The organism is Nonomuraea sp. NPDC000554, assembly GCF_040300065.1.
GTDB lineage: Bacteria > Actinomycetota > Actinomycetes > Streptosporangiales > Streptosporangiaceae > Nonomuraea.
Genome location: NZ_JBEPDC010000035.1, coordinates 1 through 26,080 on the forward strand (window position 1 = coordinate 1; position 26,080 = coordinate 26,080).

Here is a 26,080-nt window from a genome sequence, read left to right on the forward strand (position 1 = left end):
GCCGCCCCAGCGCCCCCGCGGCCCTGGCGGGCGCCTCGCGCAACCGCGCGCGGGCCGAGGACGGCGAGCGTCGGGGCGGCCGGGCAGCCGCGACGGCCAGGGCGAGCCGGTCGGCGGGCGCGGCGGACAGCTCCCAGGGCAGCGCCACCGGCGAGCCGTGCGTGACCAGCGCCGGAGGCACGGCCGGGAAGTCCACCCCGAACAGCACCGCCGACACCGAGGGCAGCGGGTCGAAGCGAGCCTGGACGGCCAGCACCGGGACGCCGTCCACCGTCAGCAGCTCGGGCTCCCCCACCTCGCACGCCCCCGCCCGCTCCAGCGAGGCGGAGACGGGCAGCACCAGCGGATGCATCGGCAGCACCTCGGTCCGCCCCGCCACGCTCACCGCGCCGAACCACGACACCCGTATCCCGTGGCTGACCAGCTCGTGCGCCTGCGGTGGCCGGTCGTCATGCGTCACGATCGGCGCCAGGAACCGTCCGAGGTGCGGGTTCAGGCCGAGTGACCGGCCGAACTCGCGCCGGTCCTGGTCCGAGGGGCGCGGCAGCGCGGCGGGATGCGAGTGCGCGATCCCCTTGAACCTGGCCGCGCCCGCGCGCTGGACCCGCCCGACCTCCTCGATCAGCCACTCGCTGGTGCGGTATCGGACGTCCGTGACGGCGGCCTGTTCGTCCAGGACCAGGCCGGTGACCAGGTCGGTTCCCGGGGGCCCGAGCAGCGCGCCGCCCGCCTCCGGCGGCACCCCGCCGATGCGGGCGACGATCGCGTCCAGCGCGTGGTCGGTGACCCTGACCCGCAGCACGGCGCTCACCGCCCTTCCAGGGCGAACGGGAACGCGTAGCCGTTGCGGACGAAGCCCATGCCCAGCGCCCACAGGACGGACTTGGAGTACGCCTCTTCGAGCGTCGGCTGGCCGGCGCCGCGCGTCTCCGACAGGCAGATCGTCCCGTCGGCGTACAGGTGGCCGTCGTGCGCGCTGACGACGTTCTGCCGCACCAACTGCTCCAGCGCGGGCTCGACCAGTTTGACGCGGTACTCGCGGCCGTCGAAGAACGCGAACAGCGTGTAGCGCTCGTTGAGCTCGGTCGTGATCGAGTACGCCCAGCCGCGCACGCCTGGCTCGTCGAGGTAGACGGTGCCCTCCGGCATGTGCGTGCGCGCGAACCGCTGGTCTTCGGCCAGCGGCCGGTCGGCGCGCCGGGACGGTGCGGCGAAGGTGCCGTGATGGACCTTCGAGATGGGCTCGGTCCCCGCCTGGTCTCCTCGGTAGATCTTCCCGTCCCGTCCCACGGTGATCCGGGCCGCCGGGTCGTGCGGGTACGGGTCCTGGGCGGTCTGCGCCTGCCTGATGATGTCGCGCAGCTCGTTCAGGTCGCCGGGGTTCTCGCTCATCGGTGCTGCCCCCCGGTTCCGGAGTCCAAGCCTGGGCGGTGGTCGCGCGAGCTGTTCGTCCCCGTGTCGCCGGAGCCGCTGAGCGAGCCGTGGAAGTCCGTCCGAGGCTGGGGGGACGACCCGTGGCCGCTCTGGCCGTGGTCCGCCTGCTTCTGCCCGGCCCCGGCTCCGCCGGCGTGGCCCCGCTCCTCAAGGCCCTGGTACGGGTTGGAGACCGGCAGACCGTCGGCCGCGTCCCGCGAACCCATCTGCGCCGGCGGGCGCCCCTGCGCCGCCGTCCCGGCGTCACGGGTCTGGTGGTCCTGCCTGCCGTCCTGCGGCGGGCGGTGGTCATCGCCCCGCTCCGGGGCGGACCTGTGGCGCTGCTGCTGCTCGAACTCCTGGCGGGTCGGGATGTGCCAGCCGTCCGCGTGCCCGTGCCCGGAGGTGGGCGGGCGGCTCTCGCCCTGCCGGCCCTGCCCGTGCCCCTGCCCGTGCCCCTGCCCGTGCCCGTGCCCCTGCCCCTGCCCGTGCTCCCGGCCCTGGCCGCCGCCCTGCTCGTGCGGGCGTTCCCGGCCCGGCTGCGGGTGCTGCTCGGGCTCGGAGCCGAAACGGCGGCGCTTGTCCGGAGTCTGGCCCTCGTTCGGGACCCTGCCGGTCCCCGGACGGGGGCGCTCACCGTGGGGGCGATGCCCGGCCCCGCTGCCGGGACCGCCGCCGCGGGCGTCCATCGGGGCCGGTCCCTGACGGGTGTCCTGGTCCGGCGTGTTCTTGCCGTCGTCCGCGTGGGAGCTCATGCGGGACGCCTCCTGTCGTCGAGTTGCCCGATCTCGTCGGGGGACGGTGGCGCGGCTGCCGCCTCGGTTCCGGGGACGCGCCCGCGCGCCAGGTCTTTGAGCAGTTCCGTGGGGGTGACGCCGAGCGCCTCCGCCGCGAACGGGATCGTGTCGGCGTACTCGCCCAGCAGCCCGTTCAGCACCTGCCAGCGCGCCTTCTCCACCTCGGCGCCGGCCGTGGGGTCGCGCATGAACAGGGGGACCACGCCGTACAGCGCGGCCAGGTCCACATCGAGGGCGGCCTGCCGCACGCCGTGGTCACGGGCGATGGCGTCGCGGTACCGGCTCCTGATGGCGCGCAGCGCCGCGCCGATCGGCTCGATCGCCGTCCGGGCGACCAGCCTGGCCATCTCGATCTCGGCTTCGTCCCCGGCGGTCCTGATCGAGGTGACCACCGGGTCCGGGTCGATGATCACGTGCACGAACCGTTCCACCGCCAGCATCCCGCCGCCGGGGACGGACGAGCCGGGCGAGCCGGCCAGCGCGCTGCGGCTGTCGTGGGCGAGGTAGACGGCGTCGTGATCGCGTTCACCCAGCAGGGTCCGCGCCCATGCGCGGAAGTCGGCGTCGAGCTGGAAGCCGGCCGCCTCGCCGTACCGCGAGCTGAGCACGCCGTACCGGGCCGCGATGTCCAGGAGCATCCGGGGCTCGGCGCTCCACCGCGGCTGCACCACGGCGACCGCGGTCACGCCGACCTGGCGTCCGTCCGCCAGCCGCACGTCGTCGGCCGCCACCTGCACGTTCTGCGGCGCGGTGTCGAACAGCAACATCGACAGCTCGCCGGTGGCGGGCAGCCTGCGGCCGGTGAGCAGGCCGAGCACGGAGCCGTGCCGTCCGGGGCCGCACACCAGGCGGGGCACGCCGTTGCGGAAGACGACGGCCAGCCAGCCGACGTCCACCACGAGCCGCCGTCCGGCCAGCGGGTACGGCCCCCTCACCAAGGTGGGCAGAACGTACGGTTGCGACATGCCGGGCACCTCCGCGCGACGGGATGTTCACCCAGAGTGTGGACGGTTATGATCGGCCCTGCGCACCTGACAAACCCGCTTTTCACGGATGGCATCCTCGACGGCCGGCCAGGGGAAACCCGGGGTCGAGGTCCGGTTAACCAGAGGCCGAGGGGGTGGCGAGACTCGGTGAGGAGCCCGGTTCTCGGCGGGAGGGTGCCTGACACGGCGGTCGCCGCCTCGGTCACCGTGCTCGCACTGGCCGCGGCGACGTGGATGATCGCCGCCACCTGGGGCGCCGGGCCGCCGACCGCGTTCTGGGTGGATCTGGCCTACCGGGGATTCGGGATCCCGATGATCCTCGCGGGAGGCGCGCTGTGGGCCCGCGGACGGGCCCGGGTCGGCCTGCTGCTGATCATCCTCGGCACCGTCTACTACCTGCAGTTCCTGCGGCTCAGCGACGTCCCCGTGCTGTTCGCGGTGGGGTTCTGCCTGGCGTTCCTGTACGTCGGCGTCTTCGGCCACCTGGCCCTCAGCGTGCCCTCCGGGCGGCTGCGCGGCCCCGGCGACCGTGTCTACGTCGCGCTCTGCTACCTGGCCTGCGTCGGCACGCAGGTGGCCCGCTACCTCTCCGACCGGCCCACAGGGCCGTGGAACTACAACATCCCGCAGGTCAACACGGGCTGGGCGATCGCGGGCAGCCTCATCATGGCCGTGCTGGGCGTGGCGGGCATCGTGATCGTGCTGCGCCGCCTGGTGTCCGCGCTCACCCTGCGGCGCCGACGCACCGGGCCGGTGTGGGCCACCATGATCATCGTGGGTGGGCTGCTCATCGTCTCCGCGGTGGCCAGCGCGACCGGCCGCCCCCTCGGCTTCCGGTTCGGCGTCGAGGTCCTCATGTTCGGCGGCGCGGCCGTGGGGATCGTCACGGCGTACCTGGTGTCGGTCGGGATGCGGTGGCGCAGCGAGATGCGCATCGCCGAACTGCCCGCCCGCCTCGGCGGGCTGAGCGCCCCGCCGCTGGAGGCGCTGCAGGCGGCCCTGGCCGAGGCCGCCGGCGACCCGACGCTGCGCCTGCTGCTCCCCCGGCACGACGGCACGCTCGCCGACCTGGCCGGACGCCCGGCCGCACGGGCCGAGGATCCCGCGCGCGCCCTCACCCGGGTCGCCCGGGGCGAGGAGCTGCAGTGCGTCATCGAGCACGACGCCGCGCTCGCCGAAGGCGGCCGGGCGATCGCGAGCGCCACCGCCCTCACCGGCCTGGTGATGGCGAACGTGCGGCTGTACATGCAGGTCAGCGAGTCCCGGCGGCGCCTGCTCGAGGCCGAGCTCGCCGAGCGCAGGCGCATCGAGCGCGCCCTGCACGACGGCGCCCAGCAGGGCTTCTTCGTCGTGCTCACCCTGCTCGGCATGGCCCACAGCCAGGCCGCGGCGGAGGGCAGCCCGCTCGCCGGCCAGCTGGACACCGCCAGGAGCCGGCTCACCGAGGCCATCAAGGTCCTGCGCGACCTGTCGCAGGGGCTGCATCCGCGCTCGCTGGTCGAGCACGGCCTCCGGGAGACGGTCGCCGACCTGGCCAGGCACCACCCGGGGCTGCTCACCTACGAGGTGCCGGGCCGGCGCTGGCCGCCCGACGTGGAGTCCACGGCGTACTTCGTCATCGCCGAAGGCGTCACCAACACCATCAAGCACGCCACTCCGGGTGCCACCGTGCACGTGCTCGTGGCCCAGGACGGCGACGACCTGGTCGTCGAGGTCGCCGACAACGGGCAGGGCGTCGCCGACCCCTCCGGCGGCGGGCTGCGCGGCCTGACCGAACGGGTCGCGGCCGCCGGGGGCGCCCTGGTCATCGACAGCCCGCCGGGGGCGGGCACGCGCCTGCTGGCCCGCCTCCCCGGCGAGTTCCCCTCCGACGCACCCGATCCCGCACAAGCCGATCCCCCGCAAGCCGTTCCCCCGGAAGGAGACGACCGGTGAGAGTCATCGTCGTCGAGGACGACGCCATGCTGCGAGCCACCTTCGTCACGGCGCTGACCCACGTCGGCGTGGAGGTGGCGGGGAGCGCCGAGACAGCCGACCGCGCGCTCGCCCTGGTGGACGAGCACGCCCCGGACGTGCTCACCCTCGACCTGCGCCTGGCCAAGGAGGCCGAGCCGGCCGATGCGGGGCTGCGCATCGCCGAACGCGTCCGGGCCCGCTATCCCGACGTCGCCCTGCTGGTCGTGGCCACCGAGCCGAAGGTCGCGCACGCAGAGCGGCTGATGGCGCTGGAGGAGCCGCCGCGCGCGGTCGGCCTGATGGCCAAGAGCAGCCTGGGCGACATGGAACTGATCACCGACGCGATGAGCCGCGTCGTCAAGGGCCAGATCGTCGTCGACTCCGACCTGGTCCGCCAGCTTCTGTCACCGCGTCCGCGCCGCGCCAACGCGCCCGCCGACCCGCTGGCCGGGCTCACCCCGCGCGAGCTGGAGATCCTGTCCCTGGTCGCCACGGGCCTGACCAACCTGGCGATCGCCCAGAAGCTGTCATGTGCGCTGAGCAACGTGGAGAAGAACCTGTCGACCATCTTCGGCAAGCTCGGCCTGGTCTCCGCGGACGCGGCCGAGCAGCGCGCCCTCAATCGCCGGGTCCTGGCGACCCTGATCTACCTGCGCGCGGGAAACCGGAACGGGCAGTAGGGGAAACTGCGCTGGCTTCCTTCCCGGAATCGAGCAAGATCTGTCCGAGAGAAGGGCCGGCCGCCATGCGCATCGTCATCGTCGAAGGCACCCCGTCGCTGCGTGACGCGCTCGTCCAGCTCTTCACCGAACGCGGGATCGAGGTGGCGGGCACGGCCGCCGACCACGTCGAGGGGCTGCGTGAGGTGGGGCGGGTCCTGCCCGACGTCGTCGTCATCGACCTCCGCCTACCACCCGACCACACCGACGAGGGGCTGGGCATGGCGGAGGCGATCCGCTCGCGGCACCCCGCCGTCGGCCTGCTCGTGCTGTCGTCCCGCGCCGAAGCGGGGTACGTGCACCGCCTGGTCGGCCTGCGCCCGCCGGGGAGCGCCGGTTACGTGCTGAAGGAGCGTCTCGGCGACCCGGACGGCCTGGTCACCGCCCTGCGCCGGGTGCACGCCGGCGAGATCGTCATCGACCCCTTCATCGGCTGGCCCGGCGACCCGCCCTAGGTGAGGCCCAGGCGGGGTTCGTTTGCCGCCGCGCTGTCAGGTGCAGCAGCCGCCTCGCACCAGTCGATGCCGTGGGTGTCCTGTGTCTCCCACTGGAACCGGTGCGCGGCCGGCGGCGCGGGTCGATCTCGTCGAGGCTGAGGGCGTCGTAGAGGCGCCCGTTGACCATCGTCATCGTCACCGTCGTCGAGTTGCGGATGCGGCATGCGGCCGGACACCTGGCACCTGTGCATGTCGGTGTCCACCGCCGTCACGGCCACCGCCGTCGGCTCGGTGATCGGGTCAGGGCGCTCTCGCCCGGCGACCAGGTGTGCTAGGTCGTGCCCGAGTTGCGCGGCACCGGGCTGGCGGGCGCCACCGTCCGGCACCTGCTGGACATGCACGCGGGGACTCGCGAGGACATCACCACGCTCGACCTCCAGCGGGCCTACGACGCCACACCTGCCTGTGGGCGCCTCCCGAGGCGCCGGGTGGGACGAGGACTCCCGCAGCCACTTCTGGCGGTCCGCCCGCAACCGAACCGGCGGCCCAACGGGCCGCGACCACCTCCGGGAGGTCACCGGGATGCGGTCGAGCCCGCATGGCAGCACGGGCCGGACGGCAGCACGGGCAGCACGGCAGCGCGGGCAGCACGGCAGCACCGCAGCGCGGGCCGCACGGGCAGCACGGGCAGCGCGGGCGGCGCGGGCGGCGCCGAGATCCACGTCTGCCGCGAGGCCGAGGAGGTGCTGGCGTCGCCGACGGCGGTGTCGGCGGGCGGGAGACGGCTGCCGTGGCGATCCGACGAACCGCGCCACCACTCTGCGACAACTTATGGTTACTCTGCGTCGTCTAACGTTGCGTTCCAGTTCCCCCACGGAGGGCCCAACGATGCGTTCATTCCGCATGGATCGTTCCATTCTGGTAGCCGCGGCTCTCGCCGCCGCCGCCGTCCTGACGGGCGGCTGCTCGGCTTCCAACGGCTCCACCCAACCCATCCCGACGGACTCCACCACGTTCGCGACGCCCACGCCGTCCGCAAGCCGGCAGGCTGAGAATCTCGGGAGCCCGGCTCCGACGACGGTGGCGCCGACGCCCGGGGTGGCGACCTCTTCTCCAACCCCGACAGCGGCGAAGACGCCTCGCAAGGCAGCGCACAGGTCCAGGCTCCGGCCCACGCCGACGGCGACCGCGCACCGGCCCAAGCCCAGGTCCACGCCGACGGTGCCCCCGGAGGTGCCGCGCCGCGCCGTGCAGTCCGGCATCCACCCCGGAGTGCTCTGATCGCCGCAGGGCGCACTCGGCCGGTCCAACGCGGGCAGGCCGATGCGGTGCAGCTCGCACGACGGCAACCGCGCCCGCTGGCGCTCCACTTGAACGTCACCCGGGCGCTCTGGCGCGGCACCTGAACGTAAGCCGGGCCTCTGGCGTGGCACCTGGACGCCAGCCGAGCACGTGGGCGCGGCGCCCGAACGTAAGCCGGGCGTTTTGCGCAGGCGCCTGAACGCCAGCCGAGCACTTCGGCGCGACGCCAGCCGAGCACGTTGGCACCGGCTGGCCTTCAGGCGCTGGGGGTCAGCGCGCCTCGTTCGAGGCGCGCGACTACTCGGGAAGCCCGAAGCGCCGGGCCGCTGTGACGACGGCCAGGCTGCGGCGCACCAGCCCTGCGGTGGCCGGGAGCACCACTACCCGGCCAACCGTGGCTGCAGGGCCCGGCACTGCTTCGAGCGGTTCGGGGTCTGGGCCGGTTCGTGGCGCTGCTGCCGGTTCTCGCCGTCCTCGCCGTCCTCGGCGGGTCATCTGCAGAAGCCGAAGACCTGGGTGGTCACCAGGGCGTACACGGACGTGGTACCCGGCCTGGCCGTGCCGTGGCGCACCGAGACCCCCGTCTCGACCATCTGCCCGTTGAGGATCGCCTGCCGGTGCGGAGTGCTCCGCATCCACCAGGTCACCGCCGCCCGCGGGGTGGCCCCGGCCGGGCCCCACCCCTGGTAGACGTTCTCCAGCACCTGCCAGGTGCCGGACGGGCAGTAGCCCGCCGCCCTGACCCGCTCGCCCGGCCCGGTGCCGGTTCGCGGGTTGACGCCGAAGACGGCGCCGATGACAGGGCCGATGCCGAGTCCGATGACCGTGCCGATGACGGGGACGCCAGGGACGGGGCCGGTGATGCGGCCAGCAGGCCCAGCGCTGCCAGCGACGACGTGGCGGCCGCTGCGGCGAGTCTCCCCGTTCTCATGGTGGTGTGCTCCCTCTGTCGGTCTTCACTTCCCTCGAATGTGCGGACCGACGGCCGGCCACGCATGAGTAGGGCCTACTCAACGCGACGCAGCCCTGTTCAACGGGCCTACTCGCCACGGGCCTGCTCGACTCCACGGGCAGGTGTCAGCCCGCCGGGTGGCGGAGGTCGAGCTTGGCGCGCTGCTCCGGCGTCAGGTCCAGGTCCACCGCGGCCAGGCTCTCGTCCAGTTGCGCCACCGAGGACGCGCCGACCAGCGGGATCGCCGGAACCTCGGCCCCGATCAGCCAGGCGAGCACCACCTGGTTGACGCTCGCCCCCGTCTCCTTGGCCACCTCCCGCAGCGCCGCGAGGCGGGCGGGCGTGTCCGCGTGGTAGAGACCGGCGGCCAGCGGCTTGTCCTCGCGGACGTAGGCGCCGCCGAGCAGCGGCGAGTAGGCCACCAGCGCGAGCTGCGGTTCGGCCCGCAGGTAGCTGAGCGTGTCGCCGCTGAGCACACCGAGATTGCCGTCAGGAGAGCGCAGGGTCGGCTGGTCGGTACGCTGGCGCAGGTAGGAGTGGTGGTACTGGAGGACCTCGTAGCCGGGCAGCCCGGCCGCCGCGGCGAGGGCCCTGGCCCGTTCCACGCGCCACGCCCAGTGGTTGCTGGCCCCCAGCAGCCCGACGGCGCCGTCCACGACCAGCTCGCCGAAGGCCTCGACGATCTCCTCCAGCGGCGCTCGCAGGATCTCGACGTGCCCGTACAGCAGGTCCAGCCGCTCCATGCCGAGCCGTTCCCTGCTCCGCTCCGACTGTTCCCTGATCACCTTGGCCGACAGGCCCTCGATGTCGCGGGAGAGCGTGGTCGAGGCCGCCAGCGGCCGGCCGCCGAGCTTGGTGGCGATGACGATCTCGTCCCCGATGCCGCGGCCGCGGCGCCAGCGGCCGAGCAGCTCCTCGCTCTCCCCACCCTGGGTGCCGTTGACCCAGAAGGCGTAGTTGTTGGCGGTGTCGACGAAAGTGCCGCCGGCCTCGACGTAGCGGTCCAGGATGGCGAACGAGGTCGCCTCGTCGGTGACCGTGCCGAACAGCATGGCACCGAGGCTCAGGACGCTCACCCGGCGGCGCGTGCTCGGGTCCGTGCCGATCGTGCGGTATTTCATGCGGCTCCTCTACAGGCGCGGATCGAGATGCGCGGATCGAGCAGGAGTATGGGTGCTGGAGCGCGCTCCAGGTCAACCTCGGCGTCAAGATCCCGTGTGGGCGGCCCCGGCGGGGCAGGTGCCGCTGCTAGCTCGCCGGCACTGGAGCTCGTCAGGCGCGGCACCGGGGTGCCGGCCATCGACCGGCGTCCCACGCCCTCGCCAAGACCCGCCCGCCCAGGAGTACGCGGGGGTCCCTCTGGGACGGGCGGGCCTGCGGCGCAAGTGCGGCGTCACCATCGTCGCGGTCAAGAGCCCGGGCGAGGCGTTCACGTACGCCACCGCCGAGACCGAGCTGAGCTACAGCGACACCGTCATCGTCTCCGGCCGGACCGGGCAGGTGGAGCGCTTCGCCGAGCTCCCTTGACCGATCGGGCCGCTCGGCTCAGCCGCCGAGGGGGCCGCGCGGCTGGGCGCTGCCCAGGTCGGCGATCTGGGCGAGGTGGGCCGCGACGTCCTCGACAGACAGGTCGGCCGAGGTGTAGCCGGCCGACTCGACGACGGCCAGCCTGGAGACCTTGCCGCTGCCGACGCAGAGCACCTCGCCGTTGAGCTCGCACGACTCGTGCGCGAGGTAGGCGGCCGCGGGGGCGACCAGGTGGGCCGGCATGCTCGCCTTCAGCTGCTCGATCGCCTCGGCGGGCAGGTCGAGGGCGGCTAGCATATCCTCGGCCATCCGGGTGCCCGCGCGCGGGGCGACGCAGTTCACCCGCACGTCGTGGGCGACGGCCTCCACCGCGAGGTTACGGCTAAAGCCGAAGACCGCGCCCTTGGCCGCGCCGTACGCGGTCATCAGGTCGGTGCCGAGCATGCCTTCCGAGACGGTGTTCACCACCCGTCCGTGCCCGGCCCGGCACAGGTGCGGCCAGGCGGCGGCGGTGACCATCACGGTACCGAGGAAGTGCACGTCCAGTGAGCGCTGGAACTGCTCGACGGGGATGTCGGGAAAGGCGGCCGGGCGGGCGAAGCCGGCGTTGTTGACGACGACATCCAGCCGCCCGAACGCGGCGACGGCCGCCTCGACGATGGACCTCGCGCCCTGTTCGGTGGCGACCGAGGCGTGGTGGGCGATGGCCGTGCCTCCGGCTTGGACGATCTCGGCCGCCACGCCGCCCGCCGAGTCCGCCTCGTCGGCGAGGTCGGTGACGACGACGGCCGCCCCCCTCCTGGCCAGCAGCAGCGCGTGCTCGCGCCCGATGCCCCGCGCGGCGCCGGTGACGATCGCCACCCGGCCGTCGAACCGCAGTTCAACCATGATCACTCCTATGAACGAGTCTGAACGACTTGACCATGCTAGCTATTTCAGCCAGAGTTGAAACACCTAGCAACAACTCGTCAAAGGAGACGATCGCATGGCTTCCCAGCCAGAACAGGTGACCTTCAACTCCCTCGGCACCCGCTGCGCGGGCGACCTCTACCTGCCCGACGGCGCCTGCGCTGACCGGCCCGTGCCCGCCCTGGTGCTCGGGCACAGCGGCGTCATGGTCAAGGAGGCGCTGGGCTTCTTCGCGCCTTACTTCGTCGACGCCGGCTTCGCCGCCCTGGCCATCGACTACCGGACGGTCGGCTCCAGCGAGGGCGAGCCGCGCGGCATGGACTACCCCGAACGGCAGGTCGAGGACTTCCGCAGCGCGATGTCCTACCTGCAGACCCGGCCCGAGGTGCAGCCCGAGCGCCTCGGCCTGTGGGGCGTCAGCTTCGGCGGTTCCGTCGCCACGCAGGCCGCCGTGCTGGACCGCCGCGCGAAGGCCGTCGTCGTGCAGAGCCCCAGCGTCTGGAACGGCTGGCGCTCCCTGGAACGGATGCTGGGCCGTGAAGGGCTCCGGGCCCTGCGCGACAGGCTCGACGACGACTGGAAGCAGCGCTACGAGACCAACGTGAGCGCCCGGGTGCCGCACCTGACCCTCGACCACGACAACGTGCAGGACGCGCCCGACCTGTCGGAGGAGCTCTTCCCGACCTACCGCAACGAGAAGACCCTCGACTCCGCCGAGCACCTGCTCACCTTCGCGCCCGAGAATCTCATCGAGCGGCTGGCCCCGACCCCGCTCCTCATGATCGCCAACGGCGGATGGGACCCGTACCACGTGCTGGAGGAGGCGCAGAGCGCCTTCGCCAGAGCAGGTGAGCCCAAGCGGCTGGAGATCCTGCCGTACGACGTGCTGGGCCTCTACACCGGCCCCGGCCTGGAGGAGGCGATGGGCCTGGCGATCGACTGGTTCGACCGCTACCTGCGCCAGACCCGGCTCCCGGACAACACCCCCACCCCGACCCGCGAGAGCGTCGAGCAGATGCGCCGCTGACCGTCCCGACCTCAGAAAACCAGAAGGAGGCACATCATGGCGCTCCAGCGCCGCACGCCGGTACCCGCCCTCACCACGATCCAGGAGACCCTGCTCCTCACCCTCTACGCCCGCGCGCTCGACAGCAGACTGCCGGGCTCGATCCTGCACGACACGATGTCGGACGAGGTGGTGAAGCGGCTCGACTACGACTTCGCCAAGCTCAAGGCGTCAGCGAGCGTCGTGTCCGGCACGGCGCTGCGGGGCGCCAAGCTGGACGACGTCGTCAGGCGGTTCTGCCGGGCCAACCCCCGGGCCGTGGTCCTCGACCTGGGCTGCGGCCTCGACACCCGGGTGTTCCGCTGCGACCCGCCCGACGGCGTCGACTGGTACGACATCGACTACCCCGAGGTCATCAAGCTGCGCGCCGACGTCGTGCCGGAGCGGGCGCACGCCCACCGGGTCGCCGCCGACATCACGGCGGCGGGCTGGCTGGACGCGATCCCGTCCGACCGGCCCGCCATGATCGTGGCGGAGGGCGTCATGCCCTTCCTGCCCGAAGAGACCTTCCAGGCGCTGACGCGGACGCTGACGGCCCACTTCCCCTCCGGGGAGCTGGCGCTGAACGGCTACACCCGCTTCGCCGGATGGTCGATGCGCTACCACCCGGCCATGAAGGCCCTCGGCATCAGGGGCGGCGAGGGCTTCGACGACCCCCGCGAGCCGGAAGGCTGGCGGGCCGGGCTCACCCTGGCGGGCGAGCAGCTGCTCACGCGCGCGCCCGAGGTGGCGTCGTTCCCGCAGCCGCTGCGCGCGCTGAGCCGGCTGATGGCGCTCAGCACCGCGGTGTCGCGGCAGGGCGCCCGCATCCTGCGGTACCGCTTCTGAGCGGTCAGTCGCGCCCGGGGACGGCCATCTCCCCCAGCCGAGACCAGTCGTCCTGCGGGACGGTCGCGTTCACGATCCGGGGCGTCTCGGCGAGGTGCGGCGGCAGGGTCCGCTGCGCCTGCCTGAAGTGCTCCGACTGGACGTGCGCCGCCCCGGCCTCGTCGTCACGGAACGCTTCGACCAGGACGTACTCGGTCGGATCCGCCACGCTGCGCGACCAGTCGAACCACAGGCAGCCAGGCTCGGCGCGGGTCGCCCGGGTGAACTCCCCGGCGATCTCGGGCCAGCGATCGGCGTGTTCGGGCAGGACGCGGAACTTCGCGGTAATGAAGATCATCGGTGTCATCCCTCCGGTCAGCGGTGTACGCGTCGAGGCTATCGGCAGGCCTCCGCTCAGGAGGGAGGCGCAGGGCGCGGCGGGCGCCGGATCGCCCTGGCGGGAAGGCCGGGCGCGAAGGCGGGGTGGGAAGGCGGGGTGGGAAGGCGGGGTGGGAAGGCGGGGTGGGAAGGCGGGGTGGGAAGGCGGGGTGGGAAGGCGGGCCGGAGGTTCCGGTGGGCGGGGTCCAGCGGCGATGTGCGGCCGGGCGGGCTGTGGGTAGCGTCCCGATATGGCCGCCATCGACCTCGTGACCGTCCGCGCGGTCGTCTTCGACACCGACGGAGTCGTCACCGACACCGCCCGCGTGCACGCGGCCGCCTGGAAGCACGTCTTCGACCGCTTCCTGCGCGGCCGCTCGGCCCCGTTCGACGTCCGCGAGGACTACCTGCGCCACGTCGACGGGCGGTCGCGGCTCGACGGTGTCCGCGCCTTCCTGGCCTCCCGGGGCATCACCCTGCCCGAGGGCGGGCCGCGGGACGAGCCGGGCGCGCCCACCGTGCACGGCCTCGGCCTGGCCAAGGACGCGCTCTTCCGCCGGCAGATCCGCGAGCACGGCGTGGCCGCCTTCCCCTCGACCGTCGCGCTGCTGCACGAGCTGCGACAGCGCGGCTGCCGGACCGCCGTGGTCTCCGCCAGCACACACTGCCGCGACGTGATCGCCTCGGCGGGCCTGATCCACCTGTTCGACGTCCTGGTGGACGGCGACGACGCAGCCCGGCTCGGCCTGCCCGGCAAGCCGGACCCCGCCCTGTTCCTCGAAGCGGCCCGCCGCCTCGACTCCCCGCCGGAGGAGACGGCGGTCGTCGAGGACGCGCTGCCGGGCGTCGAGGCCGGACGCAGGGGCGGCTTCGCCCTCGTCGTCGGGGTGGACCGGTCACGGTCCCTGGCGGCGGCGATGCGCCGCGCCGGAGCCGACGTCGTCCTGACCGACCTGGCCGACCTCGCCGTCACCGGCCGCGTCCCCGTGAGCCGGACATGAACCCGTGGAGCCTGTCCTACGAGGGCTACGACCCCGCCTCCGAAGGGCTGCGCGAGGCGCTGTGCACGCTCGGCAACGGCCGCTTCGCCACGCGGGGCGCGTCGCCCGACGGGCGGGCGCGGACGCCGGGCACCTACGCCGCCGGCTGCTACAACCGCCTGCCGTCCACGGTCGAGGGACGGCTCGTGACCAACGAGGAGCTGGTCAACCTCCCCGACTGGCTGCCTCTGACGTTCGCCACGCCCGGCGTAGCCTGGTTCCACCCGGAACGGGCCGATCTGCTGGAGTACCGTCAGGAGCTCGACATGCGCCACGGGGTCCTGCTCCGGGAGCTGCGCTGGCGCGACCGGCAGGACCGCGTCACGCAGGTGCGGCAGCGCCGCCTGGTCTCCATGGCCGACCCGCGGCTGGCCGCCCTGGAGACCACCTTCACCGCGGAGAACTGGACGGGCCGGCTCCGCGTCCGCGCGGCGCTGGACGGCCGGGTGACCAACAGCGGCGTGGCTCGCTACCGCGACCTGCGCGGCGACCATCTCACCTGCCACGCCACCGGCGCCCTGGACGGCGTGACCTGGCTCACCGCCATGACCCGCTCGTCGGGGATCATCGTCGCCCTCGCCGCCCGCACCGACTCGGGCGAGCCCCGGGTCACCGAAGAACCCGGCTGTGTCACCACCGACCACGTCCTCGATCTCGTCGAGAACGAGCCCGCGACGCTCACCAAGATCGTGGCCCTGACCACCTCGCGCGATCCCGCCATCCACGATCCGCGCTCGGCGGCGATCCGCGCCGCCCGGCGCGCGCCGCACTTCGACGCGCTGCTGGCGCAGCACGCGGCGGCCTGGGAAGGGCTGTGGGAGCGCGCCGGGATCGACGTGGACGGGCCGGAGATCGCGCAGATCGTCCACCTGCACATCTTTCACCTGCTCCAGACCCTCTCTCCGCACACGGCCGACCTCGACGTCGGGGTCCCCGCGCGCGGACTGCACGGCGAGGCCTACCGCGGGCACGTGTTCTGGGACGAGCTGTTCGTCCTGCCCTGGCTGAACCTGCGCTTCCCCGAGATCTCGCTCGGCCTGCTGCGCTACCGGTGGCGGCGGCTGCCCGAGGCCCGCGCGGCGGCGCGGGCGAGCGGGTTCGACGGCGCCATGTTCCCCTGGCAGAGCGGCAGCGACGGGCAGGAGGAGACGCAGACGACGCACCTCAACCCCGTCTCGGGACGTTGGCTGCCCGACAACTCCCACCTGCAACGGCACGTCGGCCTCGGCATCGCCTACAACGTCTGGCAGCACTACCTGGCGACCGGCTCGATGCCGCCGTGGTGTGCCGAGCTGCTCCTGGAGATCGCCCGCTTCTTCGCGTCGCTGGCCGTGCTCGACCCGGTGTCGGGACGGTATGAGATCCGCGGCGTCATGGGCCCGGACGAGTACCACGAGACGTACCCGGGCGCCGCGTCGCCGGGCCTGGCCAACAACGCCTACACCAACATCATGACGGTCTGGCTGCTGCGCCGCGCCCGCGACACCATGCGGCTGCTGCCCGGTCTGCCCGCCACCGCCCACGAACTGTCCCGCTGGGAGGACATCACCCGCCGCGTCAGGGTCGACTTCCACGACGGCGTCATCAGCCAGTTCACCGGCTACGCCGACCTCAAGGACCTGGACTGGGAGCGCTACCACGGCGTGCGCCGCCTCGACCGCGCCCTCGAAGCCGACGGTGACGACGTCAACCGCTACAAGGCGTCCAAGCAGGCCGACACCCTCATGCTGTTCTACCTGCTGACCGCCGAAGAGCTCCTCGACATCCTGGACGGGCTCAACTACCTGGCGGATCCCGGTCTCATCCCCCGCACGATCCACTACTACCTGGACCGCACCAGCCACGGCTCCACCCTCAGCGCCGTCGTGCACGCATGGGCGCTGGCCCGATCGGACCGGGCCCGGTCATGGCACTTCTTCACCGAGGCGCTGCGCAGCGACATCGAGGACGTCCAGCACGGCACCACGGCGGAAGGCATCCACCTCGGAGCCATGGGCGGCACGCTCGACCTCCTGCAACGCTGCTACCTCGGCCTGGAGATCCACGCCGACGGCCTGCGGCTCGACCCCCTCCTCCCCGACCAGCTCAGGATCCTGTCCATGCCCGTCCGATTCCGCGGCACGCACATCCAGATCGACGCCGACCACCGGCGGGCCCGCACCTTCACCAGGGGGAATCGATCATGACCGATCTCGGACGCCGCATCGCCCATCACCGCGAGCGGCTCGGCCTGAGCATCGAACAGCTGGCCGACCGCGCGGAGCTGTCGTCTGGATACGTGCGGTTCCTGGAGGAACAGCCTGGCTCGCCGACAAGCGACACGCTGTCACAGCTGGCCGGCGCCCTGGAGACGACGGTGGACGAGCTGCTCGGCGGCAGCGCGGAGAAGCCTCCCGGCCGGGGCCCCGCCATGGCCCACCCGTCCGTGGAGACGCTCGACACCGACCGGTGCCTGCGCCTGATCGCCCCGGGCGGCATCGGGCGGGTCGCCTTCACCGGCCCGAACGGGCCGACGGTGCTGCCCGTCAACTACAAGCTGCACGAGGGCGCCGTCGTCTTCCGCACCGCGCACGGCGGCCCGATGGACAAAGATCTGCGCACCGGCCTGGAAGGCGTGGACATCAAGATCGGCTTCGAGGTCGACAGCATCGACGAGGCCAGGCACGAGGGATGGAGCGTCATGATCCAGGGGCCCGCCCACCACGTCTCAGAGGAGGAGCTGCCGAAGGTGATCGAGTGCGGCGTCACGCCGTGGGCGGGCGGCCCGCGCGAGCTGTACATCCGGATCGTCCCGCATCAGATCACCGGCCACCGCGTCCACGGCCTCTGAGGTGAAGGGGGGCGCCACCCGGCCGCCCCCGATCGGGCCGGGTGGCACGCGCTCAGCTCGGCAGCACCGGCTCGAGGTGGAACATGCCGGTGACGACCTCGCCGGTGAGCTCCGGATGCGGGACGCGTCCGGCCACCGCCATCAGGACGTCCCGCGCGGTGATCATGCCGACCAGCCCCCGCTCGGACACCACGGGGACGGCGTCGCAGTCCGCGTCGATCATGACGGCCGCGACCCGCGTCAGCGGGGTGACGGGCCGGACCCGCGGCCTGCGCCCGCGTCCGAGCAAGGTGCGGACCTGGCGGCTCGACTGCTCCTCGGGGCCGCCCGACCAGGACGCCGCCAGCTCCTCCCGCGACAGGATTCCCAGGACGTGCTGCCCGTGGACGACGGGCAGGTGGTGCACGCCGGCCCGGCGCATCAGCTCCCAGGCCATCAGCGGCGACTCGTCGGCCTTGACGGCCACCAGGACCCGGCTCATCACGTGCTCGGCGGTCAGCGACTCGACACCCATCGCCTCCGCCGACCCGCCTCGCTTCGAAGCAACGGTTTCCGGCCCGCCCGGCCGCGCGGACCGTGCCGCGCTCCGGGGCCGCTCCGAGCTTTCCAGCCGCTCGCCGGTCGGTGTGTTCATGACGCCCCCCTGTGTGGTCGTACCACCGCGACCGGGCGGGTCACGTGGTGCAGCACCGCGTGGCTCACCGACCCGAGCACCGCCGAGGCGAAGCCCCCCAAGCCCCGCGACCCCACCACGAGCAGGTCGACCGCGGCCGCGGCCTTGATCAGGGCGCTCACCGGGTGCTCGCACACCTCCTGTTCGGTGATCTCGACCTCGGGGTACTTCTCCCGCCACGGGGCCACCCGCTCCCGCGCCGCGCGTACCTCCTGCTGGAACACGTCCTCCAGCACTCCTCCGTAGCCGACCGCGTACGGCGAGAAGACCGGCAGCTGCCACGCGTAGACGACCCGCAGCCTCGCGTCACGCGCGCGGGCCTGCATGAGCGCGTACTCCATGGCCGCCTCGGAGTGCTCGGACCCGTCGAACCCGACGGCGATCTGCCCGTGCTCGACCGGCCCGGGGCCGAGCCCCGCCGCGCTGGGGTCGCGCACGATCACGACCGGGCCCTCCGCGTGGCCCGCGACCGCCATCCCGACCGAGCCGAGGACCATCCCGGCGAACCCGCCGAGCCCCCGGCTGCCCAGCACCACGCTGTCCGCCGACGCCGACTCGGCGATGAGCGCCTCGATGACGTTCCCGGACAGCATCTCCGTCGTCACCTCGACGTCCGGAGCGAGCCCGCGCGCCAGGTCGGCGGCGGCCTCCAGCACGCCCGCACAGTGGTCGCTCCGCGGCTCGCCGACGCCGTGCGGCCACGGCTCGCAGACGTGCACGACCCGCAGGGGCAGCCCTCTGCGACGGGCGTCGTCCGCCGCCCACTCCACCGCCGCCGTCGCGGGCGCGGAACCGTCCACGCCGACCACCATCCGTCCAGCCATCGCGTCTCCCTCACGAGTCGGGCTCCCCCTACCAGCTTCACGGGACGGGCGCCCGCCCGCCGGAGCCCGAAGTCCCGCATGCGGGTGCCATTGGTCCCTAGTCGCGCCCTCCTTGGCGTCCGGGACCGACGGCAGGGCGTGGCGCGATCCGTCGCTGGATAGCCTCCAGGGGTGGAATCCGTCACGCTCGACGCGCTGGACCGCGCTCTGGTGCACGCCCTCCAGATCGACGGGCGGGCGCCGTTCAGCAGGATCGCCGAGGTGCTCGACGTCTCCGAGCACACGGTCGCCCGGCGCTACCGGCGGCTGCGCTCGGCCGGGACGGCCCGGGTGGTCGGCGTCGTCGACGGCCTGCGGGCCGGCTATGTCTCCTGGGCGATCCGCCTGCGGTGCTCCCCCACCTCGGGCACGGCCATCGCCGCGGCCCTGGCGCGACGTCCCGACACCGCCTGGGTGAGCCTGCTGTCAGGCGGCACCGAGATCGCCTGCGGTTCGCTGGCGAGGACGCCGCAGGAGCGCGACGCGCTGCTGCTGGACAAGCTGCCGGGCACCCGGCAGATCGTGTCCGTGACCGCCCACCGGCTGCTGCACCTGTTCACGGGCGGGCCGGCCGTCTGGGCGGGGCTGCGGGCGCTCTCCGACGAGCAGGCCGAGCGGCTTCGGGCCGCCTCGCAGGAGCCGGAACCCGGCGACGACGGCGGCGGCGGTCCCGTCGTCCTCGACGAGGCCGACCACCGGCTGCTGGCGGCTCTGGCGCGCGACGGGCGGCTCAGCCACGCCCACCTGGCGGCGGTGACCGGCTGGTCGGAGACGACCACCCGGCGGCGGCTCAGACGGCTCCTGCGGGCCGGGATCCTCTATTTCGACGTGGACATCGCGCCCGAGTCGCTCGGCTATCACGCGGAGGCCTGGCTGTGGATGTCGGTGCGCCCGTCCGACCTGGCCGCGGTGGGCGAGGCGCTAGCCCGTCATCCGGAGGTGACGGTGGCCGCGGCCCTGACGGGCCCGGCCAACCTCTTCGCGGGGGTCGCCTGCCGGGACTCCGGCGACCTGTACCGGTACGTGACCGAACGGCTCGGCGAGCTGACGGCCGTCAGCCACCTCGAGACCGCCCCGGTGATCCGGACGGCGAAGCGGGCGGGCACCGTCCTCGTCTGACGGAATCCGCCCTCTCACCCCGCCTCCATGCTGGAATACGGCACCAGGCGGCGGCCGGCTCCGCTTCCCCCGCGTGCGGGCCCGATCGTGTCCACGACACGGAAGGGAACCACGACCATGCACGTGATGATCATCGGGGCCGGGATCGGCGGCCTCTGCCTGGCGCAGCGGCTGCGCCGCGACGGCGTCGGCGTCACCGTCCACGAGCGCGACACGACCCCGGCCCTCCGCCACCAGGGCTACCGGCTGCACCTCAACGCCGACGGCCAGCGGGCGCTCCACCACGCGCTCCCGCCGGACCTGTGGCGGCTGTTCCTGGACACCGCCGGACGTCCGGGGCCCCGATCGGTGTTCCTGGACCACCACCTCGGCCTCCAATGGGTCGCCGAGTCCGGCGAGGACCTCCCGCCGCTCGCCGTGGACCGGCTGACGCTGCGCCGGATCCTCCTGGCCGGGCTGGACGACGTCGTCCGCTTCGGCAGGCGGCTGACCGGCTACGAGGTCCACGACTCCGGCGCCGTCACCGCCCGTTTCGCCGACGGCACCAGCGCGACCGGTGACGTCCTGGTGGCCGCGGACGGCGTCAACTCCGTCGTGCGCCGCCAGTACCTGCCGCACGCCCGCGTCGTCGACACCGGCCTGCGCAACCTGTACGGGACGATCCCGCTGGACGGGCGGACCCGCGAGCTGTTCAGCGCCGACATGTTCAACGTGTTCACCGCGATCGTCGGCCCCGGCAACGCCTTCATCGGGGTGGCCCCGGTGGAGTTCCCCACACCGGTCCGCGCGAAGGGGCTCCTGGGCGAACCCACGTTCCCCGACACGGGCCGTGCCGAGGGGCTCCTGGGCGAACCGGCGTTCCCCGACACGGGCCGTGCCGAAAAGCTCCTCGGCGAGCCGGCCGCCTCGGCGTCTCCCGGCGCTGCGGCCGTCCGGTCCGGTGCCGCCCGCGACTACATGACCTGCAGTTTCGGGACGCGCGCCGAGTTGCTGCCCGTCACCGACGCCGAGCTGCACCGGATGAGTGGGGAGCAACTGCGCGCGATGGTCCTGGACCTGGTCGAGGGCTGGCATCCCCGGGTGCGGCGGATCGTGTCGCACTGGGACCCGGCCGGCATCTTCCCGGCCGTCCTGCGCACCAGCGTGCCCGTCGAGCCGTGGCCCACCACCACGGTCACCCTGCTCGGCGACGCCATCCACGCGATGAGCCCGGCGGGAGGGATCGGCGCCAACACCGCCCTGCGCGACGCCCGCGCCCTGGCGACCGCGCTGGCCGAGGCGTCGAGAGGCAGGCCGCTCGTGCCGGCCCTGCGGGACTACGAGACGGCGATGACCGGCTACGGCTTCGCCGCGGTCCGCGAGTCCGCCGCCAACGGCCACCGCTTCCTGGGCCAGAACCCCCTCCCGGTCCCGTAACTCACCTGCCCGACCCACCCCCGTCCGTGACGGCCCCCCTCAGCAGCCCGGCCCACCCCCGTCCGTGACGGCCCCCCTCAGCAGCCCGGCCCACCCCCGTCCGTGACGGCCACCCCTCACCGGCCCGGCCCACGCCCGTCATCAGGAGGCGAGGCAGCGGAGGGGGAACAGCCGTCCAGAGGCCGACCGCGCTCACCCTGGCGCAGAGCGAGCGCGGCCTGGACACCCGCCTGCCCGTCGCCCTCGACGCCGTCGTGGAGCAGGTGGTGGACCAGGTGGCCGAGCAGCTCACGGCCGAGGGCATCACCCTCGACGTGGACCTGCGCCCGGTCACGGTCACCGGCGACGAGGTGCTGCTGACCCGGCTCGTGGCCAACCTCGTGCAGAACGCGACCCGCTACCACCATCCCGGTGGAAGCGTCACGATCCGCCTGTCGCCGGGCGACGGGCTGATGATCGGCAACACCGGCTCGCCCGTCGCCGCCGAACAGGTCCCCGAGCTCTTCGAGCCCTTCCGCCGCCTGCACGGCGACCGTGCCGGGTCGGCGGGGCTCGGCCTGTCCATCGTCGCCGCCATCGTCCACGCCCACGACGCCCGGATCACGGCGGTTCCCAACCCCGGGGGCGGGCTCGCCGTCACCGTCCTGTTCCCCGGCGGGGACTCCGGGCGGCCCGGCGCGGCCGAGGTGGCCGAGGTCAGCTCCTGAGGTGCAGGGCCAGCTGGGTCCTGTCGCGGAGGCCGAGCTTGCGCAGCGCGCTGGACACGTGGTTCTTGACCGTGCCCTCCGTGATGAACAGCCTGGCGGCGATCTCCCTGTTGGAGGCGCCGGCCGCGACCAGCCTGGCCACCTCCGCCTCGCGCGACGACAGCCGCTCCTCCCCGTGGAACCCGCTCCGGCCCTGCGGGGCGTGCCGGAGCTCGGCGACCAGGCGGGCCGCCACCGGGCTGGCGAGCACGGTCTCCCCCCGGGCGGCCCGGTGGATGGCGGAGACCAGGTCGTCCGGCGAGCAGTCCTTCATCAGGTAGCCGACGGCCCCCGCGCGCAGCGCCCCGAAGACGTACTCGTCCTCGTCGAAGGTGCTGAGGACGATCGCCGCCACCCGGGGGTGTTCCGCCGTCAGGCGGGCGATCAGCTCGACGCCGTCCATGCGTGGCATCCGGGCGTCGACCAGCGCGACGTCCGGGCCGCATGCGGGCACCGCGCGCAGCGCCGCCTCGCCGTCGGCGGCCTCGCCCACGACCTCGATGCCGTCCTCGATCTCCAGGAGCTTGCGCAGGCCCTGCCGCATGAGCACCTGGTCGTCGACCAGCAGCACCCTGACCGGCCTCATGCCCGCCCCCCGGCCGGCAGGGCGACACGCAGTTCGAACCCGCCGCCAGGGGCGCCGCCCGCCGACAGCGTGCCGTCGAGCGCCCTGGCGCGCTCCGCCAGCGAGGTCAGCCCGAACCCGCCCGTGTCGTCGGAGTGCCCCCTGCCGTCGTCGGCGATCACGAGCGTGACCTGGTCGGCGTCGAAGACCAGCCTGCCGCGCACGTGGCTGGCCTCGGCGTGCCGCAGCGCGTTGGTCAGCCCTTCCTGTAGGGCGCGGTAGAGCACCAGTTCCGCGTCGGGCTCCAGGGGACGCTCGCGGCCCGCCACCTCGAAGGCGACCGAGACGCCGGTGCCGTCGAACGACGCCGCCAGGCGGGCCAGCGCCGCGCTGCCGACGTGCCCGTCCAGCGCGAGGGGGCGCAGCGCGCGCACCCAGCGGCGGGCGTCGGCCAGCGCCTCGGCGGTCAGCTCCTTGGCCTGGCGCACCTCGTCCCAGGCGGCGTCGGGACGGCGGTCGCGGAAGCGTTCCGCGTTCTCCAGCCCTACCTTGATCACCGTCAGGTGGTGGCCGATCGAGTCGTGCATCTCCGCGCCCATCCTGGCGCGCTCCTCGGCCACGGCCAGCTCCCTGACCCGCTCCAGGAGCCGCTGCGCCTCCTCGCGGCTGCGACGCGCCTCCAGCACGGCGGACGTCACGCCGAGCGTGAACGCGGCGAAGGCCGCCATGACCACGACCTGGACGAGGGCCTCCAGCACCGTCCGGTCGTACATCAGCGTGACGGCGAACTCCGCCGTCAGCAGGCCGCCCAGGATGGCGGTTCCCGCGCGCATGCCGTACGTGAAGGCGAGGTTGGCTATCGCGATCAGGGTCAGCAGCAGGTGCGTGCCGGCCGAGCCGGTGAGCCCGAGCACCGCCGTGGCCACGAGGAACGCCAGGGCGGCGGCGCGGTGCGCCTGGCCGGGAGTCCATCCCAGTGCCAGCCACAGGCTCACGACCAGCGCGACGTTGACGCCGAACAGCAGCAGGTCGATCGTGCTGGCCGGCGCGGAGACGGGGCCGCTGACCGTGGCGGCCAGCACGACCCAGAACACCACGCTGAACAGCATCGGACGGTCGGGGTTACGCAACTCACCCAGCCGCCGCACCGCCGACCGGCAACCACCGGCCAACCGCGCGCCCAGCGACCGGCCGACCCCGGCTGACCGCGCGCCGGGCGCGGCACCACCTCCCGCCGGCCCCAGGCCCTGTGACCGGCCATCATCGGCCGGCGACTGGGCCGGCCGGTCGCGCGGGCGGTCGCGGACGCCGTCGGCCCGCGCGCGCTGCGCGCTCGAACGCTCCATGCCCTCGACCCTAAGGTCACCGGCGGCCTGGCGGGATCCCCCCTGCGTCACCATGACCTTCGTCATGGTGACCTCCGTCGCGAGCCCGATGCGCGACCGCGCCGCCGTTCGTAGCGTGCATCAGCGTGGCGGCCGAGGCCCGGGCCGGCCGCCTGGCAGGCCGATGCCCGACCTGCCAGGCGTTACGGCATGTGCGACGCCTAATGCGGGTCGGTCCTGATGCCGTCGCCACCCACGAAGAAGCGTTTGGCGTCGCCGAACAGGTCGCCCAAGCCGAGGCCCGCGGTCAGGTCGCCCATCAGCGCGGCCTTCGCCTCGGTCGCGGCCTGCTCGGCCGCGTGGATCGCCTCGAGCACCGCGTCGCCGAGCGTCACGCCGTCGTGCCGCCGCTTGCTCAGCCGGCTGATGTCGAGGGCCAGCAGGTTTCCCGAGGCGTCCACGGTCGCCGTGATCCCACCCTTGTCGGCCTCGCCGGTGAACTCCCGCGTGGCCAGCTGCTCCGCTGCCGCCCCGGCCTCAGCCAGAGTCGCCGACCGCTGCTCCAGCCGCTCCAGCTGCTCTGTGTACTTCCGCAATCTGTCCATCTCATCCATGCCCGCCCTCCCGCAGAATCGCGTCGAGGTAACGGGTGAACGAACTATCCTCCGGGTCGGGCTGCGGCCGGCCACTGTTCAGCCTGTCGAGGATCTCGTCCAGCCCTTCCGCCGCGGCCTCGCGCGCCGCTCCGACCGCGTCCAGCACGGCCTGGCTCAGCGCCACATGGTCGAGGTCGCGCATCGCCCGAGGGTCGATGCGCACGTGCAGGAGCTGCGCCGAGCCCGACACCGTGGCCACCACCCGGCCGGTGCCGTCGGCACCTGTCACCTTCCGCTCGTCCAGCTCTCGTACCCCGCCTGCGAACGTGTCGGCCATACGCTCGACCTCGCGGAACAACCGTGGGAGGTCCTCCTCGTTGCCCGCGTGCGTCACTGGCTTTCCTTGGTGACGGGCACCCAGAGGTTGACGTCGTAGCCCACCGGCTTCAGGTGCAATTTGCTGTCACCCACGGAGAAGAGCCCTCGGAGTTCAAAGATCTTATGGCCGAGAGTCTCCAGCTTGAGGTCGAGCGCTTTGATCTTGCCGATGAACTCCTCTATCAGGCTCCAGAGCATCTTGAGGAACGCGAGGGCAGCCGCCCCCAGGGCGATCCTGCCGGCCACAGTCGCCCTGATCGGCAGGAGCAGCGTGAAGAAGGCGCCGGCTCCAGCCAGCAGGGTGACGAGCTTCATGTCGTAATCCATGACATCCCAGGCCAGGCTGGTCAGGGTGCCGCTGATCTCAGTGGCGATACGGCCGAGCTCGTCGAACATGCCGATCAACTCGAATCTGAGATAGCGCTGGACCGTTTCGGACGCGTGACCCATCCAGTACGGCGAGACCTCGCTGAAGTATGTGATCCACACGTCCCAGGCGCTGAGCTTGAGATCGCCCAGCATTTCGTTCCACGTACTCCGGTCCTCGAAGAACTTGTAGGGATCGGCCGTGTGCCACATGGCGGCAGCGATCAGCGCACCGCCTGCCGCGAGGAAGCCACCCAGAGCCACCCCCGTAACGACCGGCCGCTGGTGAGACCTGATCAAGGTCATCAATCTCTCGAAGAACTTCGGGTCCACCTTGACCTGGGTAGCCTTGGCCCACTCAGCTTCCCGGAGAGCCATGGTCTCCTTGGCTTGACCAGCAATCCTGGCCCGCTCAGCGACCCTGGCCCGCTCAGCTAGCTCAGCAGCCCTGGTCCTCTCAGCTTGAAGCCGCGCTGCGCGCCTGCGCAGTAATTCACTCTGGCCGTGGTTGGGCCGATTGCTCGAGGAGGGCGGCATCTAGGACATCCTTCACTGGTTGATCTGATCGACGGCTTTTCCAGCGTCCTCGTTGACGTCGTCGTACCTCTTTGCCACGTCCCTGAGCTTTGGCGCGTCGTCCCCGAGCACTCGCTGCAGGGTTCCCGCGGCTTCGACCCATTCCCCGATGTAGCCGTTGAGCCTTCTGAGAGAAGCACCGGGGGCGGGGGGGACGCCGAACAATGGGTTCCAGTGGTCGGCCATGGGGGCCTTGGCCTTGATCTTGTCGACGTTCGTCGCGGCCTCAAGCATCACGTTGGCGAATACCACGATCTTGTCGGTTCGTGCCGCGTAGCCATCCTGGTCATCAGGGGCAGGCTCGTCGGGTCGGGCCGGGGTAGGAACGTGGTCTTTTG

General features: G+C 72.9%; 30 protein-coding genes. 14 read left to right on the top strand and 16 right to left on the bottom strand.

Translation table 11 applies throughout. The annotated features are described in order from the left end of the window. The 4 genes from ABT294_RS43090 to ABT294_RS43105 all read right to left on the bottom strand — a co-directional run. Window positions 1-811, bottom strand: an 811-nt coding sequence (locus tag ABT294_RS43090) for a Mov34/MPN/PAD-1 family protein (protein WP_350812262.1), incomplete at its 3' end; no start/stop codon positions are given. After that, a complete protein-coding gene (locus tag ABT294_RS43095; RefSeq protein ID WP_350812263.1) occupies window positions 808-1,392 on the bottom strand; it encodes a hypothetical protein in 585 nt (194 codons plus the stop codon). The genes ABT294_RS43090 and ABT294_RS43095, both read right to left, overlap by 4 nt. Beyond that, complete coding sequence (locus tag ABT294_RS43100) at window positions 1,389-2,168, bottom strand: hypothetical protein (RefSeq protein WP_350812264.1); 780 nt, start codon at window positions 2,166-2,168, stop codon at window positions 1,389-1,391. The genes ABT294_RS43095 and ABT294_RS43100 overlap by 4 nt, the downstream gene beginning before the upstream one ends. After that, window positions 2,165-3,175, bottom strand: coding sequence for a hypothetical protein (locus tag ABT294_RS43105; protein WP_350812265.1), 1,011 nt, complete (start codon window positions 3,173-3,175; stop codon window positions 2,165-2,167). The genes ABT294_RS43100 and ABT294_RS43105 overlap by 4 nt, the downstream gene beginning before the upstream one ends. A 195-nt stretch (window positions 3,176-3,370) precedes the next feature. Between ABT294_RS43105 and ABT294_RS43110 the strand changes: the two genes are divergently transcribed. The 5 genes from ABT294_RS43110 to ABT294_RS43130 all read left to right on the top strand — a co-directional run bounded on the left by ABT294_RS43110 (window position 3,371) and on the right by ABT294_RS43130 (window position 7,589). Continuing rightward, window positions 3,371-5,131 (top strand): sensor histidine kinase, encoded by a 1,761-nt coding sequence (locus tag ABT294_RS43110; RefSeq protein WP_350812266.1) that lies wholly within the window; start codon window positions 3,371-3,373, stop codon window positions 5,129-5,131. Next, window positions 5,128-5,832: a response regulator transcription factor gene (locus tag ABT294_RS43115; RefSeq protein WP_350812267.1), complete on the top strand. Its 705-nt coding sequence runs from the start codon at window positions 5,128-5,130 to the stop codon at window positions 5,830-5,832. Before ABT294_RS43110 ends, ABT294_RS43115 begins: the two co-directional genes overlap by 4 nt. Window positions 5,833-5,897: 65 nt before the next feature. Next, window positions 5,898-6,326, top strand: a complete 429-nt coding sequence (locus ABT294_RS43120) for a response regulator (RefSeq protein ID WP_350812268.1) — start codon at window positions 5,898-5,900, stop codon at window positions 6,324-6,326. 161 nt (window positions 6,327-6,487) lie between these two features. Further along, window positions 6,488-6,643 carry a hypothetical protein gene (locus ABT294_RS43125; RefSeq protein ID WP_350812269.1) on the top strand — a complete coding sequence of 52 codons (156 nt, stop codon included), beginning with the start codon at window positions 6,488-6,490 and terminating at the stop codon, window positions 6,641-6,643. A 568-nt stretch (window positions 6,644-7,211) separates the two neighbouring features. Further along, window positions 7,212-7,589: a hypothetical protein gene (locus ABT294_RS43130; RefSeq protein ID WP_350812270.1), complete on the top strand. Its 378-nt coding sequence runs from the start codon at window positions 7,212-7,214 to the stop codon at window positions 7,587-7,589. Window positions 7,590-8,101: 512 nt separating this feature from the next. On the opposite strand, the gene ABT294_RS43135 is transcribed toward ABT294_RS43130, so the two are convergent. Further along, window positions 8,102-8,473 carry a CAP domain-containing protein gene (locus tag ABT294_RS43135; RefSeq protein ID WP_350812365.1) on the bottom strand — a complete coding sequence of 124 codons (372 nt, stop codon included), beginning with the start codon at window positions 8,471-8,473 and terminating at the stop codon, window positions 8,102-8,104. Window positions 8,474-8,687: 214 nt separating this feature from the next. Beyond that, window positions 8,688-9,683, bottom strand: coding sequence for an aldo/keto reductase (locus ABT294_RS43140; RefSeq protein WP_350812271.1), 996 nt, complete (start codon window positions 9,681-9,683; stop codon window positions 8,688-8,690). Window positions 9,684-9,735: 52 nt separating this feature from the next. Here ABT294_RS43140 and ABT294_RS43145 point away from each other — a divergent pair, with 52 nt between their 5' ends. Next, window positions 9,736-10,089 (top strand): cation:proton antiporter regulatory subunit, encoded by a 354-nt coding sequence (locus tag ABT294_RS43145; RefSeq protein WP_350812272.1) that lies wholly within the window; start codon window positions 9,736-9,738, stop codon window positions 10,087-10,089. A gap of 18 nt (window positions 10,090-10,107) precedes the next feature. On the opposite strand, the gene ABT294_RS43150 is transcribed toward ABT294_RS43145, so the two are convergent. Next, complete coding sequence (locus ABT294_RS43150; protein ID WP_350812273.1) at window positions 10,108-10,977, bottom strand: SDR family NAD(P)-dependent oxidoreductase; 870 nt, start codon at window positions 10,975-10,977, stop codon at window positions 10,108-10,110. A gap of 97 nt (window positions 10,978-11,074) precedes the next feature. Here ABT294_RS43150 and ABT294_RS43155 point away from each other — a divergent pair, with 97 nt between their 5' ends. Together ABT294_RS43155 and ABT294_RS43160 are read left to right on the top strand one after the other, a co-directional pair. Beyond that, window positions 11,075-12,025, top strand: coding sequence for an alpha/beta hydrolase (locus tag ABT294_RS43155; protein WP_350812274.1), 951 nt, complete (start codon window positions 11,075-11,077; stop codon window positions 12,023-12,025). Between the two features lie 36 nt (window positions 12,026-12,061). Continuing rightward, on the top strand, window positions 12,062-12,892 hold the full coding sequence (locus tag ABT294_RS43160; RefSeq protein ID WP_350812275.1) for a class I SAM-dependent methyltransferase: 831 nt from the start codon (window positions 12,062-12,064) through the stop codon (window positions 12,890-12,892). Between the two features lie 4 nt (window positions 12,893-12,896). Here the strand turns inward: ABT294_RS43160 and ABT294_RS43165 are convergent, their stop codons facing one another. Continuing rightward, window positions 12,897-13,229, bottom strand: coding sequence for a putative quinol monooxygenase (locus ABT294_RS43165; protein WP_350812276.1), 333 nt, complete (start codon window positions 13,227-13,229; stop codon window positions 12,897-12,899). Window positions 13,230-13,500: 271 nt separating this feature from the next. Between ABT294_RS43165 and ABT294_RS43170 the strand changes: the two genes are divergently transcribed. From ABT294_RS43170 to ABT294_RS43180, 3 genes are read left to right on the top strand one after another with little or no spacing between them, the layout of a single operon-like run. After that, complete coding sequence (locus ABT294_RS43170; protein WP_350812277.1) at window positions 13,501-14,250, top strand: HAD family hydrolase; 750 nt, start codon at window positions 13,501-13,503, stop codon at window positions 14,248-14,250. Further along, entirely contained in the window at window positions 14,247-16,475 is a 2,229-nt protein-coding gene (locus tag ABT294_RS43175) for a glycoside hydrolase family 65 protein (RefSeq protein WP_350812278.1), read from the top strand. The genes ABT294_RS43170 and ABT294_RS43175 overlap by 4 nt, the downstream gene beginning before the upstream one ends. Further along, on the top strand, window positions 16,472-17,119 hold the full coding sequence (locus tag ABT294_RS43180; RefSeq protein ID WP_350812279.1) for a pyridoxamine 5'-phosphate oxidase family protein: 648 nt from the start codon (window positions 16,472-16,474) through the stop codon (window positions 17,117-17,119). Before ABT294_RS43175 ends, ABT294_RS43180 begins: the two co-directional genes overlap by 4 nt. 52 nt (window positions 17,120-17,171) lie before the next feature. On the opposite strand, the gene ABT294_RS43185 is transcribed toward ABT294_RS43180, so the two are convergent. After that, entirely contained in the window at window positions 17,172-17,753 is a 582-nt protein-coding gene (locus ABT294_RS43185) for a CBS domain-containing protein (protein ID WP_350812280.1), read from the bottom strand. Beyond that, entirely contained in the window at window positions 17,750-18,616 is an 867-nt protein-coding gene (locus tag ABT294_RS43190; protein ID WP_350812281.1) for a universal stress protein, read from the bottom strand. Before ABT294_RS43190 ends, ABT294_RS43185 begins: the two co-directional genes overlap by 4 nt. Window positions 18,617-18,787: 171 nt before the next feature. Between ABT294_RS43190 and ABT294_RS43195 the strand changes: the two genes are divergently transcribed. The 3 genes from ABT294_RS43195 (at window position 18,788) to ABT294_RS43205 (ending at window position 21,897) form a co-directional block, all read left to right on the top strand. Continuing rightward, window positions 18,788-19,774, top strand: a complete 987-nt coding sequence (locus ABT294_RS43195) for an Lrp/AsnC family transcriptional regulator (protein ID WP_350812282.1) — start codon at window positions 18,788-18,790, stop codon at window positions 19,772-19,774. A 117-nt stretch (window positions 19,775-19,891) separates the two neighbouring features. Next, window positions 19,892-21,190 carry an FAD-dependent oxidoreductase gene (locus tag ABT294_RS43200; protein ID WP_350812283.1) on the top strand — a complete coding sequence of 433 codons (1,299 nt, stop codon included), beginning with the start codon at window positions 19,892-19,894 and terminating at the stop codon, window positions 21,188-21,190. Window positions 21,191-21,444: 254 nt separating this feature from the next. Then, window positions 21,445-21,897, top strand: coding sequence for a sensor histidine kinase (locus ABT294_RS43205; protein WP_350812284.1), 453 nt, complete (start codon window positions 21,445-21,447; stop codon window positions 21,895-21,897). Here the strand turns inward: ABT294_RS43205 and ABT294_RS43210 are convergent. The 6 genes from ABT294_RS43210 to ABT294_RS43235 all read right to left on the bottom strand — a co-directional run bounded on the left by ABT294_RS43210 (window position 21,887) and on the right by ABT294_RS43235 (window position 25,994). Next, the gene (locus ABT294_RS43210) at window positions 21,887-22,522 is read right to left on the bottom strand and encodes a response regulator (RefSeq protein WP_350812285.1); all 636 of its coding nucleotides are present in this window, start codon (window positions 22,520-22,522) and stop codon (window positions 21,887-21,889) included. The genes ABT294_RS43205 and ABT294_RS43210 overlap by 11 nt on opposite strands. Continuing rightward, complete coding sequence (locus ABT294_RS43215; protein WP_350812286.1) at window positions 22,519-23,847, bottom strand: histidine kinase; 1,329 nt, start codon at window positions 23,845-23,847, stop codon at window positions 22,519-22,521. The genes ABT294_RS43210 and ABT294_RS43215 overlap by 4 nt, the downstream gene beginning before the upstream one ends. 200 nt (window positions 23,848-24,047) lie before the next feature. Then, the gene (locus tag ABT294_RS43220) at window positions 24,048-24,440 is read right to left on the bottom strand and encodes a YbaB/EbfC family nucleoid-associated protein (RefSeq protein WP_350812287.1); all 393 of its coding nucleotides are present in this window, start codon (window positions 24,438-24,440) and stop codon (window positions 24,048-24,050) included. Then, window positions 24,433-24,816 (bottom strand): YbaB/EbfC family nucleoid-associated protein, encoded by a 384-nt coding sequence (locus tag ABT294_RS43225; protein ID WP_350812288.1) that lies wholly within the window; start codon window positions 24,814-24,816, stop codon window positions 24,433-24,435. The genes ABT294_RS43220 and ABT294_RS43225 overlap by 8 nt, the downstream gene beginning before the upstream one ends. Further along, window positions 24,813-25,544: a hypothetical protein gene (locus tag ABT294_RS43230; protein ID WP_350812289.1), complete on the bottom strand. Its 732-nt coding sequence runs from the start codon at window positions 25,542-25,544 to the stop codon at window positions 24,813-24,815. The genes ABT294_RS43225 and ABT294_RS43230 overlap by 4 nt, the downstream gene beginning before the upstream one ends. A 171-nt stretch (window positions 25,545-25,715) precedes the next feature. After that, complete coding sequence (locus ABT294_RS43235; protein WP_350812290.1) at window positions 25,716-25,994, bottom strand: hypothetical protein; 279 nt, start codon at window positions 25,992-25,994, stop codon at window positions 25,716-25,718. Window positions 25,995-26,080 lie beyond the last annotated feature (86 nt).

What these genes read in the sequence shown, in the direction of transcription:
- ABT294_RS43095 (WP_350812263.1), bottom strand. Translation starts at nt 1,392, where the DNA reads ATGAGCGAGAACCCCGGCGACCTGAACGAGCTGCGCGACATCATCAGG.
- ABT294_RS43100 (WP_350812264.1), bottom strand. Translation starts at nt 2,168, where the DNA reads ATGAGCTCCCACGCGGACGACGGCAAGAACACGCCGGACCAGGACACC.
- ABT294_RS43105 (WP_350812265.1), bottom strand. Translation starts at nt 3,175, where the DNA reads ATGTCGCAACCGTACGTTCTGCCCACCTTGGTGAGGGGGCCGTACCCG.
- ABT294_RS43120 (WP_350812268.1), top strand. Translation starts at nt 5,898, where the DNA reads ATGCGCATCGTCATCGTCGAAGGCACCCCGTCGCTGCGTGACGCGCTC.
- ABT294_RS43130 (WP_350812270.1), top strand. Translation starts at nt 7,212, where the DNA reads ATGGATCGTTCCATTCTGGTAGCCGCGGCTCTCGCCGCCGCCGCCGTC.
- ABT294_RS43140 (WP_350812271.1), bottom strand. Translation starts at nt 9,683, where the DNA reads ATGAAATACCGCACGATCGGCACGGACCCGAGCACGCGCCGCCGGGTG.
- ABT294_RS43150 (WP_350812273.1), bottom strand. Translation starts at nt 10,977, where the DNA reads ATGGTTGAACTGCGGTTCGACGGCCGGGTGGCGATCGTCACCGGCGCC.
- ABT294_RS43155 (WP_350812274.1), top strand. Translation starts at nt 11,075, where the DNA reads ATGGCTTCCCAGCCAGAACAGGTGACCTTCAACTCCCTCGGCACCCGC.
- ABT294_RS43160 (WP_350812275.1), top strand. Translation starts at nt 12,062, where the DNA reads ATGGCGCTCCAGCGCCGCACGCCGGTACCCGCCCTCACCACGATCCAG.
- ABT294_RS43165 (WP_350812276.1), bottom strand. Translation starts at nt 13,229, where the DNA reads ATGATCTTCATTACCGCGAAGTTCCGCGTCCTGCCCGAACACGCCGAT.
- ABT294_RS43170 (WP_350812277.1), top strand. Translation starts at nt 13,501, where the DNA reads ATGGCCGCCATCGACCTCGTGACCGTCCGCGCGGTCGTCTTCGACACC.
- ABT294_RS43175 (WP_350812278.1), top strand. Translation starts at nt 14,247, where the DNA reads ATGAACCCGTGGAGCCTGTCCTACGAGGGCTACGACCCCGCCTCCGAA.
- ABT294_RS43180 (WP_350812279.1), top strand. Translation starts at nt 16,472, where the DNA reads ATGACCGATCTCGGACGCCGCATCGCCCATCACCGCGAGCGGCTCGGC.
- ABT294_RS43185 (WP_350812280.1), bottom strand. Translation starts at nt 17,753, where the DNA reads ATGAACACACCGACCGGCGAGCGGCTGGAAAGCTCGGAGCGGCCCCGG.
- ABT294_RS43190 (WP_350812281.1), bottom strand. Translation starts at nt 18,616, where the DNA reads ATGGCTGGACGGATGGTGGTCGGCGTGGACGGTTCCGCGCCCGCGACG.
- ABT294_RS43200 (WP_350812283.1), top strand. Translation starts at nt 19,892, where the DNA reads ATGCACGTGATGATCATCGGGGCCGGGATCGGCGGCCTCTGCCTGGCG.
- ABT294_RS43210 (WP_350812285.1), bottom strand. Translation starts at nt 22,522, where the DNA reads ATGAGGCCGGTCAGGGTGCTGCTGGTCGACGACCAGGTGCTCATGCGG.
- ABT294_RS43215 (WP_350812286.1), bottom strand. Translation starts at nt 23,847, where the DNA reads ATGGAGCGTTCGAGCGCGCAGCGCGCGCGGGCCGACGGCGTCCGCGAC.
- ABT294_RS43220 (WP_350812287.1), bottom strand. Translation starts at nt 24,440, where the DNA reads ATGGATGAGATGGACAGATTGCGGAAGTACACAGAGCAGCTGGAGCGG.
- ABT294_RS43230 (WP_350812289.1), bottom strand. Translation starts at nt 25,544, where the DNA reads ATGGCTCTCCGGGAAGCTGAGTGGGCCAAGGCTACCCAGGTCAAGGTG.